At 35.3% G+C, this 16,832-nt stretch carries 9 protein-coding genes, 1 tRNA gene and 3 pseudogenes; 4 read left to right on the top strand and 9 right to left on the bottom strand.

Going from position 1 to position 16,832, the window contains the following annotated elements:
- Positions 1 to 50: 50 nt before the first annotated feature.
- The 3 genes from NL281_RS02410 to NL281_RS02400 all read right to left on the bottom strand — a co-directional run bounded on the left by NL281_RS02410 (position 51) and on the right by NL281_RS02400 (position 3,126).
- Positions 51 to 1,454 (bottom strand): hypothetical protein, encoded by a 1,404-nt coding sequence (locus NL281_RS02410; RefSeq protein WP_253303542.1) that lies wholly within the window; start codon positions 1,452 to 1,454, stop codon positions 51 to 53.
- Between the two features lie 113 nt (positions 1,455 to 1,567).
- On the bottom strand, positions 1,568 to 2,599 hold the full coding sequence (locus tag NL281_RS02405; RefSeq protein ID WP_253303541.1) for an NAD(P)H-dependent flavin oxidoreductase: 1,032 nt from the start codon (positions 2,597 to 2,599) through the stop codon (positions 1,568 to 1,570).
- A gap of 5 nt (positions 2,600 to 2,604) precedes the next feature.
- A complete protein-coding gene (locus NL281_RS02400) occupies positions 2,605 to 3,126 on the bottom strand; it encodes a cytochrome b (protein ID WP_010082022.1) in 522 nt (173 codons plus the stop codon).
- Between the two features lie 938 nt (positions 3,127 to 4,064).
- Here NL281_RS02400 and NL281_RS02395 point away from each other — a divergent pair.
- The 3 genes and pseudogenes from NL281_RS02395 (at position 4,065) to NL281_RS02390 (ending at position 5,779) form a co-directional block, all read left to right on the top strand.
- A complete protein-coding gene (locus NL281_RS02395; RefSeq protein WP_253302993.1) occupies positions 4,065 to 5,234 on the top strand; it encodes an IS4 family transposase in 1,170 nt (389 codons plus the stop codon).
- A gap of 176 nt (positions 5,235 to 5,410) precedes the next feature.
- Positions 5,411 to 5,503, top strand: a pseudogene (locus tag NL281_RS08640) (ankyrin repeat domain-containing protein); the annotation flags it as partial.
- A 51-nt stretch (positions 5,504 to 5,554) separates the two neighbouring features.
- Entirely contained in the window at positions 5,555 to 5,779 is a 225-nt protein-coding gene (locus NL281_RS02390; RefSeq protein ID WP_253303540.1) for a hypothetical protein, read from the top strand.
- Here NL281_RS02390 and secA read toward each other — a convergent pair.
- From secA to murJ, 6 genes and pseudogenes are all read right to left on the bottom strand, one after another.
- Positions 5,763 to 8,423 (bottom strand): preprotein translocase subunit SecA, encoded by a 2,661-nt coding sequence (secA, locus tag NL281_RS02385; RefSeq protein WP_253303539.1) that lies wholly within the window; start codon positions 8,421 to 8,423, stop codon positions 5,763 to 5,765. The genes NL281_RS02390 and secA overlap by 17 nt on opposite strands.
- 517 nt (positions 8,424 to 8,940) lie before the next feature.
- Positions 8,941 to 10,178, bottom strand: a pseudogene (locus NL281_RS02380) (IS4 family transposase).
- Between the two features lie 106 nt (positions 10,179 to 10,284).
- A pseudogene (ltrA, locus tag NL281_RS09120) lies at positions 10,285 to 11,382 on the bottom strand (group II intron reverse transcriptase/maturase).
- Between the two features lie 910 nt (positions 11,383 to 12,292).
- Positions 12,293 to 14,827 carry an AsmA-like C-terminal region-containing protein gene (locus tag NL281_RS02370; protein WP_253303710.1) on the bottom strand — a complete coding sequence of 845 codons (2,535 nt, stop codon included), beginning with the start codon at positions 14,825 to 14,827 and terminating at the stop codon, positions 12,293 to 12,295.
- Between the two features lie 44 nt (positions 14,828 to 14,871).
- Positions 14,872 to 15,060 carry a hypothetical protein gene (locus tag NL281_RS02365; protein WP_253303538.1) on the bottom strand — a complete coding sequence of 63 codons (189 nt, stop codon included), beginning with the start codon at positions 15,058 to 15,060 and terminating at the stop codon, positions 14,872 to 14,874.
- Positions 15,042 to 16,541, bottom strand: coding sequence for a murein biosynthesis integral membrane protein MurJ (murJ, locus tag NL281_RS02360; protein WP_253303537.1), 1,500 nt, complete (start codon positions 16,539 to 16,541; stop codon positions 15,042 to 15,044). Before murJ ends, NL281_RS02365 begins: the two co-directional genes overlap by 19 nt.
- Before the next feature lie 150 nt (positions 16,542 to 16,691).
- Here murJ and NL281_RS02355 point away from each other — a divergent pair.
- Positions 16,692 to 16,767: transfer RNA gene (locus tag NL281_RS02355), tRNA-His, on the top strand.
- Positions 16,768 to 16,832 lie beyond the last annotated feature (65 nt).

Raw genomic sequence — 16,832 nt, 5'->3', positions numbered from 1 at the left:
TATCAATAGGCAAGAACTGAATTCACTTATCCACTACAAGTAACACATATTTAATTTTTACCGCTGCGAACATGCTGTAAGCTCTTATCATCAACAAGAGGACTCACATTAATGGATGTTAATTTACTTGATAGGAAGTTTGAATGCAATTCAGCTACTGCTGCTATAGCAAGCACTGCAACCATAGCAAGTAGTCCTGCTCCTATCAATCCTGATGTCATTGCTCCTGCAACAATGCACCCTATTGTGGAGAGAGCACAACCTGCTACAAATGCAACGTGAAGATTTCTGTTATTGGGTTGTTTTTCAAGTGGAGTATCTTCACCCTTTTTCTTATTCAAAGGAAATTTCTGCACGATTGTAATGGCGTTTTTTCTGTCCCTTTTTTCTTCGGGTTGCATTGAATCTTTTGCCTGGCTGCCTGTCATCTGAGTAGTTTGACTATTTGGATCCATACTTTCTTTTTCTCTGGATCCCAGTGTCACGCACTGGGATGACACCTGTGGTGACTCTTTCTCAACTTGATCTTCAATCTTTTTATTATATTTAGAAGGAGATCTTCGTCCACTTGGCCCTTTGGACCTTGTTTTAGTTAGGTGTGCTAATTTTGTCTCTCCTTCATCCTCTGGTTGTAAGCCATTATCTTCTTCAACAGAGCTCAATGTTGAGTTTAAACTTTCCTCAGATGAAGTGCTTGCTATTGATGTTAAACTGTTTTTTCTACTATTTATTGGTGATATCGAGTTTTTTTCACTCAGTCCAGGTGAGTTTATTCCACTATCTGAACCACTACCGTTACCAAGCTTAGGAGTTTTTATATTCTTCTTTAATTGCTCCATAACTTTACTATATTTTCTAGATACCTCTTTCGGAATATCTAATTGGCCAAGTATTTTAGTATCACCACTTTTTTTCTCAGCTACATTCAAGGGTGTTTCTTGTGTGTTGTTTTGCTCTTCAATATGTCCTAGCTGCATTTGATCTTCAATATTTTCTTCAACAGCATTTGGTATTGAGCTTACACTGCTGCTCCTGTTAGTAATATCCAAAATTGTTTGTACTATTGCTGCCTTTTTTTTTGAGTCTAGTTTTTTTGACTCTGTTATTTCTGCTTTCAACGCTGGAAGAAAGTGTTGGATATAATTATTATAATGTTCTCTTTTTTTCCCCACTGATTTTTCTAACTCAGCTAATGCTTCAGGACTAGTTCCTTGCTTGGATGACTCTAAGTGTTTTGCAATAGCCTGCTCATTTTGTCGTTCTCTCAGTATTTTTTCCAATTCAGCCAATGTTTTAGGACTAGCTCCCTGCTTGAACAACCTTTTGCATTCTTTGGAAGTCTCATCTTGATTTTCTTGATAATTTTCTGCTGTTACCTTTTTGTATATAGTGTTGCTCAATTGTTGGTTAATATCTCCTTCCTTACTCTTAGGTTTTTTAAAGGGACTGTGCATAACATTCCTCCATACATAATAAAATGTATAGATACCTCTTTAGCGTTAATTTTACATTAAAACTGGGCAATTATGCCCTATAATGGGCTCTTTCAGAGATAATTATGACTTGCTTACTGGTTAACTATTTGCTTTGCTGCTTCTACAGATTTGCGTTCAATATAATTGTTTGCCTGTTGAACTAACATATCCACTACTTCTTTTACAGGCTTTTCCCTATCAACCATGCCAACACTTTGGCCGGCCATTAAAGATCCTGTTTCAACATCTCCTTCAATCACTGCCCTTCTTAAAGCTCCAGCCCAGAACTTTTCTATTTCAAGCTGCCCATCTTCTTTTGAGATCTGTCCCTTTTGGTATTCATCAATAACTTCTTTTTGACGCTTCATGAAGTCATCACTTGCTTTGTTGGCTATAGCTCTTACAGGAATTACAGGAAAATCAGCACTTATCTGTACAGAAGGTATTGCATTACGTGCGGCCGATTTAATAAACACTTCCTTAAAATTTTTGTGGGCAATTGACTCATTAGTGCAGACAAATAATGTACCTATTTGACAGCCACTTGCTCCCATTTCCAGGTAATTAACTATCATTTCACCTCTTCCTATTCCACCTGCAACAAACACTGGTATTTGTTCATTTTTAAAATGAGGCAATATCTCTTGTGCAAGAACAGAAGTACTAACTGGACCTATATGCCCACCTGCTTCCATTCCTTCTATTATTAATGCATCTACTCCCATTTTTACTAACCTTTTCGCAAGGCTTAATGCTGGTGCAAAGCACATAACTTTAATGCCTGCACCCTTGATTTTTTCTATATTAGGCTTTGTTGGCAGTCCACCGGCAAGCACTATATGGCTCACTTTCGTTTCAATACACACATCTATCAACTCACTCAACTTTGGGTGCATAGTAATTAGGTTTACACCAAATGGCTTGTTAGTTAATTTTTGTGTCTCTATGATTTCTTTTTCCAGTAAGTCTGGGAACATTGCACCACATGCAATCACACCAAAACCACCAGCGTTTGAGATTGCTGAGACCAAGTTTCTCTCTGAAACCCAGCTCATAGCACCACCCATTATAGCAAACTCACTGCCAAGAAAATCTGTTCCTTTTTTCCAGAGGCTACTTAACATATAACCTATATCATACGTTTAAAAATGTTTTGTTTATCTATAAATGTGTGTTTTAAGGCGCCAAGTATATGTAAGATTATAAAAAGTACCATAAAATATGCAAGCATCGAATGTAGCTCGTTAGCCGTGTTAGCTAGATCTTTGTTTTGATTAATCAACAGAGGGATATGAAAAAAATATTTGATCTGTTTGCCAGAAGCAGAAGACATGACATAGCCAGATAGTGGCATTAGCACCATCAAAGAATATAAACCAAAGTGCACTGCTTTACTTATATTGATTACAAACCGAGAAAAATTTGCTGGAAGTGGTGGAACATAAGTAAAGACGCGAAAAAATATGCGTACTATGATTAATCCAAGAATAGTGATACCGCAAGCCTTATGAATAGCGTATATGTTGAACTTAATTTCATTGCTAAGTGGCAGGCTTTTCATATAAAGTCCAGAACAAAGCATACCGATAATAAAAACAGCCATCAACCAATGGATAACTCTTAAACCTAGGCTATATTTATCGTCTTCCATTTTGATTACCCTAAAGTAGCATTTATATAATAGAAAAACTATTTTTCAATCAAAATCATTAAAGCAATTTAGATTTACCGACAATGTAGCTATACAAATTCGACCCAGCCGGAAGTCAAGGGCACCTAAATCAAGAAACGGATTAAACGAAAAACTTACTTGACAAACTCCGCCAGCCTCCTTATCATGAAACTGAAGCTATTTATTTATCTTCGCAATCTGTGCAGGTTAATGACAAAAAACTTAGGGTATTTGGCGTCTCATGTTTAATTTTTCGCACTACGTGCATCGCATGTCTTTAAAAATTTCTGGGTTTTTACCTATATAAGCCGAAACGCGCTTACAAAGCGTTTAAGACAGCAAAAAACGTCAAATTGACAAGGGAGAATTTGAATGCTAGCTACTACGGGGTTTCTTTGCCTTTTTTCCTGCTTAGTAAATTTCTTAAACACTTGCGGTGTAGGTTAGTTGCAAGTTAAAAGCAGCTAAATCGCTCTTAATCAAGCGTTTTAGAATAAAAAAACGCCGATATTTTAGTACATAGTAAATAGCCAACCACCACGGGGCTTCTTTTGCCTTTTTTTTCATTTGGTAAATTTCTTAATATTTATAGCTAACATGAAGTTAAGTACGAACTTTGTTAAACACAACAAATGGTGTCATTCCAGTGCCCCTGTAATGTCATTCCAGCGCGTGACGCTGGAATCCAGGAATTTTATTAAGTTGGTGAGCATAAAAATAGCTGTTTTACGTTAAAATACAATGTTTTGATGATTATGGAAAGGCTGGATTCCAGTGTCAAGCACTGGAATGACACCATAGGGGCACTGCCATCATAAAGGAACCAGTGTCAGCTACTTAAATGACATCATAGGGGCGCTGGGCATAAGTGTTGAAAGTAACACAAAAAAGACATAAAGAACTATTATTGCAAGAAAATGGAGGCAATAATGGATCAAATAGAAAGAGTACTAAATTTAATAAAAGATGAGGATTTAGAAAGGCTAGGAAAATTAAGTGAAGTAGATAAATGTAATACTAAATTGTTGGGCAAGATTATATTTAAAGGTCTAATGAAGTTAATATTAATGGGGCAAAAAACAAGCCTAAGAGCGCTAGAAATGGTAATAAACAGGTGTATAATGGATAAGAATAGCGATAAAAGTACAGTAACATACAGTGGTTTGTCAAAAAGGTTAAAAGTTATAAATCCAGAATATTTTAAGGGAGTATATATTGATTTGATGAGCAAGATTAAAAAGCTATTACCCCAAAAAACATTAAATAACTTACATAAGTTTGATTCGACGATCATAAATTTATCGGGATATCTCATAAAAGATGGGCTAAAAATAGGCGGTAAAAGTAACGACAGTCAAGTTAAAGTGAGTGTAGGATTAAAGGATCAATTGCCGACAAGTATAAGATTTTGTAAAGGACAAGAAGAAAGTAGTGAAGATATAGCATTAGTGAGAGCAATTAATGAAGCTAAAGTTGAAAAAGAGGATATTTTATTATTTGATAGAGGAATCAGAAAAGTTGGAACTTTTGCCGAATTTGATGAAAAGGAGTACAAATTTATCACAAGAGTTAAAGTAGGAAGAAAACATGATGTTATAAGCAGGAACAAAGTTATAAGAGAACAAAAATCGGATGGATCAGAGATTTTAGAAGATATAATAGTTAATCTTTATCGTGCACGAGGTAAAGTGGCAGAAAAGCATGATCTACGGCTAATAAAAATCAGAAATAAAATTGGAGATGAAATATGGTTTTTGACAAACTTGTTTGAAATGCCAGCTTATGAAGTAACAGAGCTATATAGGCGCAGATGGGATATAGAAGTGTTCTTTAAATTTATAAAGCAAAATCTTGGATATAAGCACTTTTTAAGCCATACTATGAATGGCATGAAGGTGTATATTTACATGATTATTATTACGGCTTTGTTATTTCTTGTTTATAAAATCAAAAATAATCTACATGGGTTCAAAATAGCATTACTGCAATTCACATTGGATCTAAATGACTCTTTTATACGTTCGATTGTTTTACTGTCGGGAGGTAATTTACATGCCGTTGATCATCTCATATCACGTTATTTTTGATACTTTCAACACTTATGCCATTTATCCCCTAAGCCATCTGTATATTGCACGCTTGTACTTGTTTCTATCATTTTGATCCTAAATTATTTAGCTTACTCACTTTTTACATTTGTGGGTAAAAGTAAGTATTAAAAGGAGGGGCAGGTGTTGATGTACAAGATAAAGACGGAAGGACTCCTTTATATTATGCTGTTTATTACACTCATGGTGAATATCCAAGACTAAATTATCAACATCCAAAAGTAGCAAAACTTCTACTAAATGATGGTGCAGATCCATCATTTATTCATAGATCTAAAGCTATAACAGCAGGAGTTGCTGTGGGTATATTAGCTGCCATTGTTACTCCATTAGCACTCGTTTACGCTACTGCATTACCTGCACTAGCAATAATTGGAATTACTGTAGCATCTGCACTGATAGTTGGTGGAATTTCCTATGGGGTTGCATATAAGTCATCAGAGCATTCATTAAACAGTAAGCTAAGTGAGGTTAGATGCAGTAACATAGGTGGACAGACTACAGCTCCTAATTCACCACAGTAACCGCACCATGGCAGTGTTTGTATTTCTTTCCGGAGTTGCAAGGACATTTGTCGTTTCTTGAGACTTTGGGAAGTCTGCTATTTCTCGCAGAATGTAATCTATTGCCTATCTCTTGGTTGTCTGCCAACTTAAAGTGCGCTAGGCGGTGAATGGTGAGTTCCTTCCATTTTTCAAGCATCGACTCAAACATCAAGAAAGCTTCGCGTTTAAATTCATTCAGTGGATCTTTCTGCCCCATAGCACGTAAGCTTATGCTTTGTCTTAGGCTCTCTAGAACTGAAAGGTGTTCCCTCCATAAATGATCAAGTGTCATTATCATCATTTGCTTCACGATCGTATTCCACAAATCTGTAGTGTGCTGACTGTTGAAATATTTTTCTTTCTCAGTAAAAAATTCTTGTATCTTATCATTTATATAATTCAAAGCTTCTTGTTTATTCAAAAACTTTGCTAAATCTTCTTTATCAAGCGTTATTCCATACCTTGTATGGAATTCTTTGGCTATATCTTCAACATAATCTTCGTAATAGCCACTTTGGATTATACCTTCTACTACGCTCTCATTTACTTCGCTATATACTTCAAACAAATCATTGATTTCATTGCCTAAGATATTGTTTCTCTGCTTAAAAATAACTTTACGTTGGTTATTGATTACGTCATCAAACTTAAGTAGAGATTTCCGCACGTCATAGTTTCTAGCTTCAACTTTCTTTTGCGCTTTCTCGAGTGCCTTATTGATCCATGGATGATGAATAGCTTCGTTATTCTTTAACCCTACTTTTTGTAAAAAGCTTCTCATTCTATCAGAGCCAAATATTCTCATTAGGTCATCTTCGAGCGATAAAAAGAACTTAGAAAGTCCAGGATCCCCCTGACGACCAGAACGGCCGCGTAATTGATCATCTATTCTCCTGCTTTCATGTCTTTCGGTTCCAACCACACATAAACCACCAGCTTTTATAGCAATTTCCTTATCTTTTTTTACTCTTTCAACTATTTCTTGGTATTTTTTTTCTCTTTCATCAGCATTTTTTATCTTCTTTAGCTCCACCTTTGCAATCATTTCAGCATTTCCACCAAGCTGAATATCAGTTCCACGTCCTGCCATGTTAGTTGCTATAGTGATACTACCTGGCACTCCAGCTTGCGCTATTATGTACGCCTCTTGTTCATGATAACGAGCATTTAATACTGAATGCTTAAGAGAATGGCTTTGCAAAAGCGCAGAAAGCTTCTCAGAGTTTTCGATGCTCACCGTGCCAACAAGGACCGGTTGAAGGCGTTTGTAGCATTCTTCTATAAACTTCAACACAGCATTAAATTTTTCCTTTTCTGTACCGTAAATTTCATCATCAATATCAACTCTTTTTACAGGTACATTGGTTGGAATTTTTACTACATTTAATCTGTATATATCACGAAACTCTTCTGCCTCTGTTGCTGCTGTTCCCGTCATTCCGGAAAGTTTATTGTACATACGAAAGTAATTCTGAAATGTGACCGATGCTAAAGTTTGGTTTTCATGCTGAATTTCAAGATTCTCCTTCGCTTCAAGTGCCTGATGAAGACCATCGGAATATCTCCTGCCCTCCATCATACGCCCAGTAAATTCATCAATAATCACTACCTTGCCATCCTTTACTATATAATCTTTATCAGCAGTAAACAGCTTATATGCACGTAATGCTTGGTCTATATAATGAGTCATTATCATGCTGTCAGTATCATAGAGCGAGGAATTTTCAGGAATGAGATTGTATGACCTTAGTAGTTCCTCCACTCGTGAAATACCATCTTCAGTCAAGAATACCGTTCTACCTTTTTCATCTACTTCATAATCGGAGTCAACTAATTTGGTTACTATTTTATTGATATGCTTATATATCTGATTGTTTTCCTCAACCGGGCCAGAAATAATAAGCGGAGTGCGAGCTTCATCAATGAGTATTGAGTCCACTTCATCAACTATTCCGTAGTGAAAGCCTCTCTGAACCATGTCTTCTTGAGAAAATTTCATATTGTCTCGCAGGTAATCAAAGGCAAGCTCGTTATTTGTGGAATACACGATATCTGCACTGTAAGCCTCTTTCCTCTTTTCGTCTGTCAAGTTATTCGTAATAAACGCAACAGAAACCCCAAGAGAATTATATAATTTGCTCATCCACTCTGTGTCTCGTTTTGCAAGATAGTCGTTAACAGTTACGACATGTACGCCTTTCCCTTCTAAGGAATTTAGATATGCTGCTAAAGTTGCAACGAGTGTCTTTCCCTCTCCTGTTTTCATTTCTGATATCATGCCATTGTGGAGCACCATTCCACCAATCAGTTGAACATCAAAGTGCCTCATGTTAAGAAACCTTCGAGAGGCTTCACGCACAACTGCAAATGCAGGTACGAGAAGATCATTTAACGTTTTCCCATTTTTCAATTCTCGATTGAATTCTTCAGTTTTACCAGCAAGCTCCTCATCAGATAAGCTCTGCATTTCTGTTTCTAATGCATTTATTTGCTGAACAATTTTCCTAAAGGATTTTATTATCTTCTTGTTTGTTGATCCAAATATCTTTCTTATAAAAAAGAATGACAACGTAAAAATAAAAAATATAAGAATGGCTGTCAAAATTAGCGGAGAATCTAGCATAAACTTAAGTAAAGTCTTATTTAATATGAGATTATATTACTAAATGCAGCCTACAGCAATGACATATTAGATTCGGGGAATCTTTATGCTTAAGACAGCAAACAAAATTGACCCTGTTCGGCACTGTTATTACAATGTTAAAGAATCTGTTGCATTATCTTAGGCACTTGGTGACTTTAATTTTTTATAGAAAGAAGTTATTCGTAGGTTTAGTACTTACTATTACCCACAAATAAAAACATAGTATTGTATTTACTCAAATAATTTAATTTTATTAACCTGAAAGCTTATTAGATTAAAATTATTAAACTAAGAGTTATAATTTTAGCAACTAAAAGCTGTAAATTGCACCATATAAACAGTTATTTCAAGCAAAAGTTATGCCATTAAGAGCTATGCAACAAACATTTATATTTGTGGGTAATAGTAAGGGTTTAGTAGGGTATGAATGTAGAAAACAAACAGTCTGAAGTACTTAGTAATCGTACATTCAATGGCGTCAACTTAAGAACTTTCATTAGCAAACTCTCCTAAAGACATGATGGCGTTTGGGCTTATCTACCTTATCGCGGCTATACAATCGTCCCGGTCGGATTTTAACTTTAGCGCGTATACTTGCTCTATCAAAAAGGGCTTGAAAGTTTTTTGGCGCAATAAGTACCTGATAGAGTTTCTGCCTCATTACACCAAATAAAACCGAAAAATTTAAACGATACTCAGCAATTTGATCTGGATTCCAAGGCCCTTGTGCATCACACATATGAAGCGACAATATATTACACATGACTAAGTTTGCCCAAAATTCTTGTAATACAGCCTCTAAATTTACGCCAGAAAAATTCTCTAACTCTGCACCTATTTTGAGTCGTTTATAGCACTCCTCTATATGCCACCTTAATACATAAGCTTTGCTGATATCTTCCAAAGTAAATTTTTCTCGATCAAAAAGTGAAGTAACCAATACCTCTGTTTCTCCGTTGGCTAATGTCAGCACTATTACTCTTACTTTCTGTCCTTTCATTTTATTTTTTAGCTTTTCATTTTCTAATATAAAATCGAAATCTAATTCTCCAGATGCAATTCGTTCCCATAGCTTGCTATAATTTCTTTTTTGCAAGCGAAAAATAAAATCTACTTCCAAATCATAATGCTGCTGAATGAATTTTACTGAAGACGATCATAGATAAATAATAATTTCTTTTGATTTAATGAACGCATTTGAGTGATAACTTCGGGTAATTGCTCTTCCGCCAACGTTTGTTCACCTATATTCCAAGCCGCAAGACGAGCACTACAAATCAGCGAAGTACACAAATCAACAAACAAATTGCCAATGGTGGCATTGTGCCTGTTGTTCCATTTGGTTTAAAGCGGCCAAACTCGGATACAATTTCCTCAGAGCTGGGTAATCTCATACCAGAACCATCTGCTGCAATAAGCCTATAGCCTCTCCAACTCAGGCTCATCTTGATAGGCTGTTTGGATGCTTAAATTCTTTAAAACCTGTATGACAAATCTTATATCTTGCTTTAGAAAAAGCTTGCTTTGAGGGTACATGTCAATGGCTCCATAAGTTCACATTCTATTCCCAAACTTTTTTTAACTAACTTTAAAATCATAGAAAATACTGTCGAAAAAGGAAGTTTTCTTGTTCGTGTAAAACTCAACACAATGGATTCTCTGAAAAGCTTTCGAGTATATTATATTTTTAATTTGTAGAATAAAATTTTTTCCTTTTTGTTTGGTAGAAGTCATAGTTTTAAATCCTCCTGATTAAGTTTTATCGCTATGACTCCCCCACCAGAACCGTGCTTGCAGCTTTCCCGCACACGGCTCCACAATGTAGTATTCACAGCATTTCCTATTTTGTATATAATGAGTAGCATATTCTTGGTTTTGGTAATGGATTAACTTGTAGATAGTGTATAAATTGCTTTGAATTCATACTCTTCTTCTGACTACGTCGGTTTATCCATTTATACGCTAGCTTGATTACCCGCCAGAAGAATTTATTCAACCACCGGTAATTTCCGCTAACTCCGAAGTAGTTATAGTGTCCTGTTAGTTTTGCTTTAAGTATTGACCACCAATCTTTAAGGTGAACTTTATTTCGGATCTTTTTCACCCATTCTTTGATTTCTTTAAGTTTTCTAGATAGATTTTCTTTCGAGGTTTTATGACCTACCATTACTCTACCTTTACGACTCCTTGTACCATAATGGGTGAATCCTAGAAAGTTGAAACTTTCCGTTTTTCGTTTCTCCCTTATTCCTTGTTGCCACTCCTTTTTGCCAAACTTTACTATTCTTGTTTTGTCTTCAGATATTTCCAGTCCAAATTTTCCTAGCCTTTGTTTCAGTGACTCTAAGAGTTCTCTAGCATCTTTTTCTCTTTCGCAGCAAATCAGGTGATCGTCTGCATACCTAACTAGCTCCATATAACCTTTAGATCTTAGCTTGAATTTCTTTTCAAACCACAAATCCAGCACATAATGCAACTATATATTAGCTAGTATAGGACTTACTATTCCCCCCTGAGGTGTGCCTAGTTCAGTTGCTTCATAATGTCCTGCTTCGACTACTCCTGCCTTAAGAAATCGTTTTACTAACCACAGTATGTTTGGGTCTGTTATCCGTTCTCTCAAGCATCTCATTAGCCATTTGTGCTGGACATTATCAAAGAATTTCTTGATATCAACTTCTACTACATAGTTAGTTGGTCTGTACATAACTGCTTTATTTAGTGCATTTACCGCTTGATGACAGCTTCTACCAGGACGAAAACCATATGAGTTATCCAGAAAGTTAGCTTCATAAATATTTTCTAATATCTTCTTCAGCATTATCTGGACTAACTTATCTTCTGTAGACGGTACTCCAAGCCCGCGTTTCTCTTTGCTTCCAGCTTTTGGTATATATACTCTTTTCACTGGTTGCGGTTGATATCGCTTTCTTTTCATACTATCCACCAGAGTGTTGAGCTTCTCTTCAAGATTTTCTCCATAAGCTTCTACTGTCACCTGGTCTATACCGCATGCTTTGTTATGCTTTAGCTCTTTATAACATTCAGCAAGATTCTCTGCGTTTATCAGATGAATTAACGATTAAATTTCAATCGTTTATCTTGCCTGGCTCTTACTGCTATCTGATTTAGTTTTCTTTGCACGTTATTCCAACCTCCGTTGTATTGGCATAGCAATTCCTAAACCAGTCACTATATTGCTGACCGCTTCCCCTTGTATGTGGCTTTCCCACACTCTGAGTACTATCAATCAGTCCGACTTCCTTTATATCTTCCGTCAGTACTCGCCTTTGTTGACTTGTTCCAACGTACCTTAATAGGAATACAAAGGATCTCCCAAGTTTACGTAAACTCCATCTCAACACGTGATACGGCCTCAGATCCCGATAGAGTGAGTGATAACTTGCCCTATTGTTACCCTTCTTGCTGTCTTCCACTATATGCAACGTGTCGACCTCTATGACATCGAGAATTTCGGGACTCAATACCTTCACTTTCGTTGTACCCTGTGTTGTCCATTCCACTAGCTTTACTACGCTCGTTACCTTACGCAGCATAGTGGTTTGTTCCAGCCTGCTGGCTAGGCTTTGCCTGGGTTGGATTTTCACCAACTGGACTTTACGCACTTTGCTTGGCGCACGCATGTTTCACCTAAAAAGGACACATTTTAGACTTCTTTGTTGAAATAAAACAGAAACAAAAGTGCTGTTTATTGCACTCTTTGGATAATTTAATGATAAAAAATTTAGAGAGAAATTTTATACACTATCGCTGATATTTTTCCTTAAGTTGACGCCATTGTCCGTTCAGATGAGTTCATTGTCCCCTAAACCGTACGCCTAAGTAAATCAACTATTTTTCTTGCCAACCAGAGCGGTGAAGATTTGGTCTACATCAAAACTCATCTTAGGACGCCAAATAGGGCCATCCAAATGCATATCGATATAGATTGGATTACTATAATTTGGTGGTATGAAAAAGAACCTGAATATAGAATTTAAAGCGAAGTTAGATAAGGTTAAATTAGAAGAGATTGATCCTGATGCTTGATCAATCCCGAACTGTAAACTAGTTGAACATATACCACTCTTAATACTTGCTTTTCCGCTAATATTTTCAAAAAATGTCTTACCATTATATATATCAACATAAGCAAGTGTGGAAATTTCAGATTTATTCTTACTGCTTAACAAATTAGTGATAAATGAATTGAAATCCACATTAGTAAATTCTATTCCCTGTGCTTGTAAATTTATATCTCCTGATAAGTTACTAGCCCAATCATGAAAACTTTTTCCTTGAGTTTTGATTTCACCATTTAAGCTTACCTGACCATTTACATTGTCAATTCCTATAACCTTACCAATCTTTTTAGTGTCCAAATTTACAATAGAAAACCTTGTATTCATTGAGTCTGATCTTAAATAACCCTGAAAAAACACTTGCCCGCGTTCTAATACGTAACTTGCCTGCCTGATAGTGATAGTGTTGTTTCTTATTACCGCATCCAAATTAAAATCTTTCAAAACATTATGCTCGGTTTTAAATTCTGCAGTATTGATTTGCACATTTGCATCAAAGCCTTCTTTATCATCCAAAAAATCAAGCTGCTTTGTTGACCATTGAATTTGATCTATCTCATTTCTTTTCGTCTCTACTAAATTTGGTAATGTAATAATTTTTCCATTAAATTTACTGCCCGTAAGGTTAACATCTAATAAAGGTTTGGCGTATTTTTGATCTGCTAATATTTTTGCATTACCGGTAATATCGAAATCTTCTCCAGATAGTTTTATTTTATCTGCAACTAGCTTACCTTTTTCCATTTTCAGCAAAAAATCCAAATTTTTAATTTTCGTATCATTCAATGTAAGGTTATTAACACGGGCCTTTATATTTGCATCATACTGAAAATTTTTCAGCCATTGCATTTTAGGTAAACTGCTAAATAATGAATGAGCATATTTATCTGCATCAAGATTATGCATGCTAAATTCACCATTGACCACATTGTGTTTTTTTGTATGGCTTACTCTAATTGATCCTTGCAAGGATTCCTTATTATTTAGCAGTCTAATGTCTGAGATAGATAATATTCTTGGTGCAAAGTGTAATTTAGAACTTAGCATAAATTGACTTTTCTGGTTTTCTTTCATCTGTATAGAAGGGAAAAAACATAAAATGAATGACTCAAAATCATTTCCTTCGACTAATAAATCACCGTTGAATTCAGATAGGACATTATTGTTTGAGATCTCTCCTGATAAGTAAGATATATTATTGATTCCAGGAAATTTAAGAAGCGTATTAACTTTTACTTTGCCATCAGTGGATTTTAGTACAGCACGGAAATTATCCAATATTTTGTTTTGATATTGAATGTTAGAAGCTTCTATATTAAAATTTAAGCTCAAGTTCTTTGGCACAACTTCTCTAAAACATTCCAGAAGATCCTTCATATTCGTTGTTCTTTGTGAATCATTTTGTATGGAATCTAAGTCAACTTTACTGAAGCTAATATTGAGATTAGTGTGATCGCTTTTTCTATCGTTTTGTATTGTACCACTGGCTTGCATGTTTTTGGAATCAATTTTTAAGTCAGTTGCCGTAAACTCACTTTCATTAAGACTTATATTGGATGATATCTTGATATTTTCGCTAGGAATAACACAAGAGAGAAAGCTAAGATTAATGATTTTTGCTAAATCACTCACAGAACCGGAACTGTTATTAATTGTTAATGTTAAATTACCCTGGAGTTCTTCTTGATTTCTATTACCTGTAAATAGCAAATTTACAAAATTTGATTCAACACTAATGTGTACATTCTTTTTTGTGATATCAACCTTTCCTGAAAAATCGTAATTATTATCACCTACCTTTACTTTACCGGAGAATTGCCTATTTTTTTTTACAGCAACCTCCTTTATGTTAACAATATCAGCGAAATCACTCTTAAAACTTACTTGGCTGTCTTTTATTACTATATCGACTGTGTTACCACTGGCTTTTGTATTTATAATATTAAGTAAATTTTCTTTGTTGCTTTTCATACCAAACAATGTGATTGACTTTGGTTGCAACGAAAATAAAAACAACGATAGGAGTGACGGTTTTACCTCAATTTTTCTTACACTAATTAAATCTGACAACTTTTGCTCTTTATTTTCGTTGTATTGTACATATACATTATAAATAGTGAGCTTTGGGGTAATCAACGAAACTTTAATTTTTCCCCCAATACGCACTTCAGCATCATACGTCCTCTCCAACTCTTTTATAATATATCCCTTGTAGCCACTCCAATCCTTAAAAGTTGCAGCAATGTGCATGAGAATTAATAGCAGCGAGATTGATAATATGGCATATAAAGAAAGTCTCATAGTAGACCTCTCATTCCAGCATCCTTTCATCTTGTCATCCCAGTTCACCTTTTTCCTGTCATCCCAGTGCGTGACACTGGGATCCATCTTATTTTCATCATGGGCATTATTTCAGCGTATGCTCCTAGAATCTGTTGTCTATTGCACAATTTGTAAATACTTTTATATCTGGATCCCAGTGTCAAGCACTGGGATGACACCATTTGTTGTACCTTCAGATTACATTTATACATGTTTTCAAACTTCCTCTAAAAGTTAGGTAAAGAATACCAAAATAAACAATAACACTCAAAGCTATTAAAGTCGTTAAATAAACGATACGAGCCAACATTTTATCAAAAAATAATCCTGCCAACAAAGAATTAAAAATATAAAGGGCTATTGACATGACTACCGTTGCTACAAAAATTTTCATGATATTTAACAATAACGCTTGGCTAACCTTATACATCTTATTTATTGTTAAATAACTAATTAATAGAATGGAGTTTATCCAAGTGGAAACGGAAGTAGCAATAGCAATCCCCGTATGCTGATACTCGTTCATTAACAAAAGGTTTAGCACTACATTAATTCCAAGACACATTAGCGAAAATATGGTTGGTATTTTCAGATTGCCTTTAGCAAAAAATGTAGGTAGCAATACTTTATTTATAATAAATGCAGGTAAAGAAAGAGAAAATGCTATTAAAGTGGGAACAGTTTGCTGCACTGCATAATGATCAAACCGGCCGTAAGAAAAAAGCGTAAGTAAAATTATGTCGGGAATAATGATAAAGGCAGCAGTTGTTGGCATAATTAACATTAATCCTATGTTGAGAGCCTTGTTCTGTATTTTGACTATGTTTTCAGTATTATTCACCTGTTTTGAAATTAAAGGAAGAAGCACTGTACCAATTGCAGTACCGATTATTCCCTGCGGTAGTTGATTTAGTCTATCGGCATAATATATATAGGACACCGCATTTGGTATAAAACTTGCCATGATTGTATCAATCCATAAGCTTATTTGAGTTACACAATTGTTGATAATTGCAGGTATCACACGCTTAAAAAACAACCTTATTTCATTGCTTAATTCAAGGCTAAAAGAAAAAGCTGCCTTTAACTTGTATGCACTAAACAGTATCAGAAGTAACTGTAAAATCCCTCCGATCAGCACAGCTATAGAAAGGTTGTGCGCTGGAGTTTTTACGTAAGGCACAAATAAACTGATGATTAAACAGAGATTCAAAACGATTGGTGCAATAGCTGTTGATGCAAAATGCTGCTTTACTTGCAGCATTCCACCAATAAGTGATGCAATTGAAACAAAGATTATGTAGGGCATCATAATTCTTGATAAAGTAACAGTAAGGGTAAACTTACTTTGGTCAAATCCAGGAGCAAAAATTTGAATCATATAAGGGGAGAAAGTTTGCATGATAAGGCAAAAAATTACTAAGATAATAAACGTAATGGATATTACACTACTTGCAAAATTAAATGCCTTTTTATTATCATATGATTCTGTCGAGTATAACGGTATGAATGAGGTAGTGAACGCTCCTTCTGCAAAAAATGCTCGAAATAGATTGGCAAAGCGAAACGAAGAAAAAAATATGTCTGCAAGAGAGTTTGCACCAATAACCGTAGCAATCAATACATCCCTTATTAACCCTGAGATCCTTGAAATAGCCGTAAAAAAACTAAATGTGAAAATACTTTTAAACATACCACTACTTCATTAGTATCAATACAATTAACTATAATAGTAAAAGTATCAATGAAAATATTTATTGGCTAAACTTAGAACCCTCTACAAAAGGAGAGTTAAATAATCAATTGACTATTTGCGCTCTTATGTTAGAAATTTTATATCTTGGCGGGCGTAGCTCAGTTGGTAGAGCGTCAGTTTGTGGTACTGAATGTCGCCAGTTCGATCCTGGTCGCTCGCCCCACTAAAATTTTCTACTTTACAGAAATATGAACAAATGGTAACATATCAAATTAATTAGGGAGGGTG

Origin of the sequence: Wolbachia endosymbiont of Phyllotreta cruciferae (assembly GCF_918697765.1) — a bacterium.
In the GTDB taxonomy this organism is placed as follows: domain Bacteria; phylum Pseudomonadota; class Alphaproteobacteria; order Rickettsiales; family Anaplasmataceae; genus Wolbachia; species Wolbachia pipientis.
This window is presented reverse-complemented; position numbering and strand designations above follow the sequence as displayed.

Coding starts and splice junctions, on each gene's coding strand:
- NL281_RS02365 (WP_253303538.1), bottom strand. CDS start 15,060: ATGTATAAATGTAATCTGAAGGTACAACAAATGGTGTCATCCCAGTGC.
- NL281_RS02400 (WP_010082022.1), bottom strand. CDS start 3,126: ATGGAAGACGATAAATATAGCCTAGGTTTAAGAGTTATCCATTGGTTG.
- murJ (WP_253303537.1), bottom strand. CDS start 16,541: ATGTTTAAAAGTATTTTCACATTTAGTTTTTTTACGGCTATTTCAAGG.
- NL281_RS02395 (WP_253302993.1), top strand. CDS start 4,065: ATGGAGGCAATAATGGATCAAATAGAAAGAGTACTAAATTTAATAAAA.
- secA (WP_253303539.1), bottom strand. CDS start 8,423: ATGCTAGATTCTCCGCTAATTTTGACAGCCATTCTTATATTTTTTATT.
- NL281_RS02370 (WP_253303710.1), bottom strand. CDS start 14,827: ATGAGACTTTCTTTATATGCCATATTATCAATCTCGCTGCTATTAATT.
- NL281_RS02410 (WP_253303542.1), bottom strand. CDS start 1,454: ATGCACAGTCCCTTTAAAAAACCTAAGAGTAAGGAAGGAGATATTAAC.
- NL281_RS02405 (WP_253303541.1), bottom strand. CDS start 2,599: ATGTTAAGTAGCCTCTGGAAAAAAGGAACAGATTTTCTTGGCAGTGAG.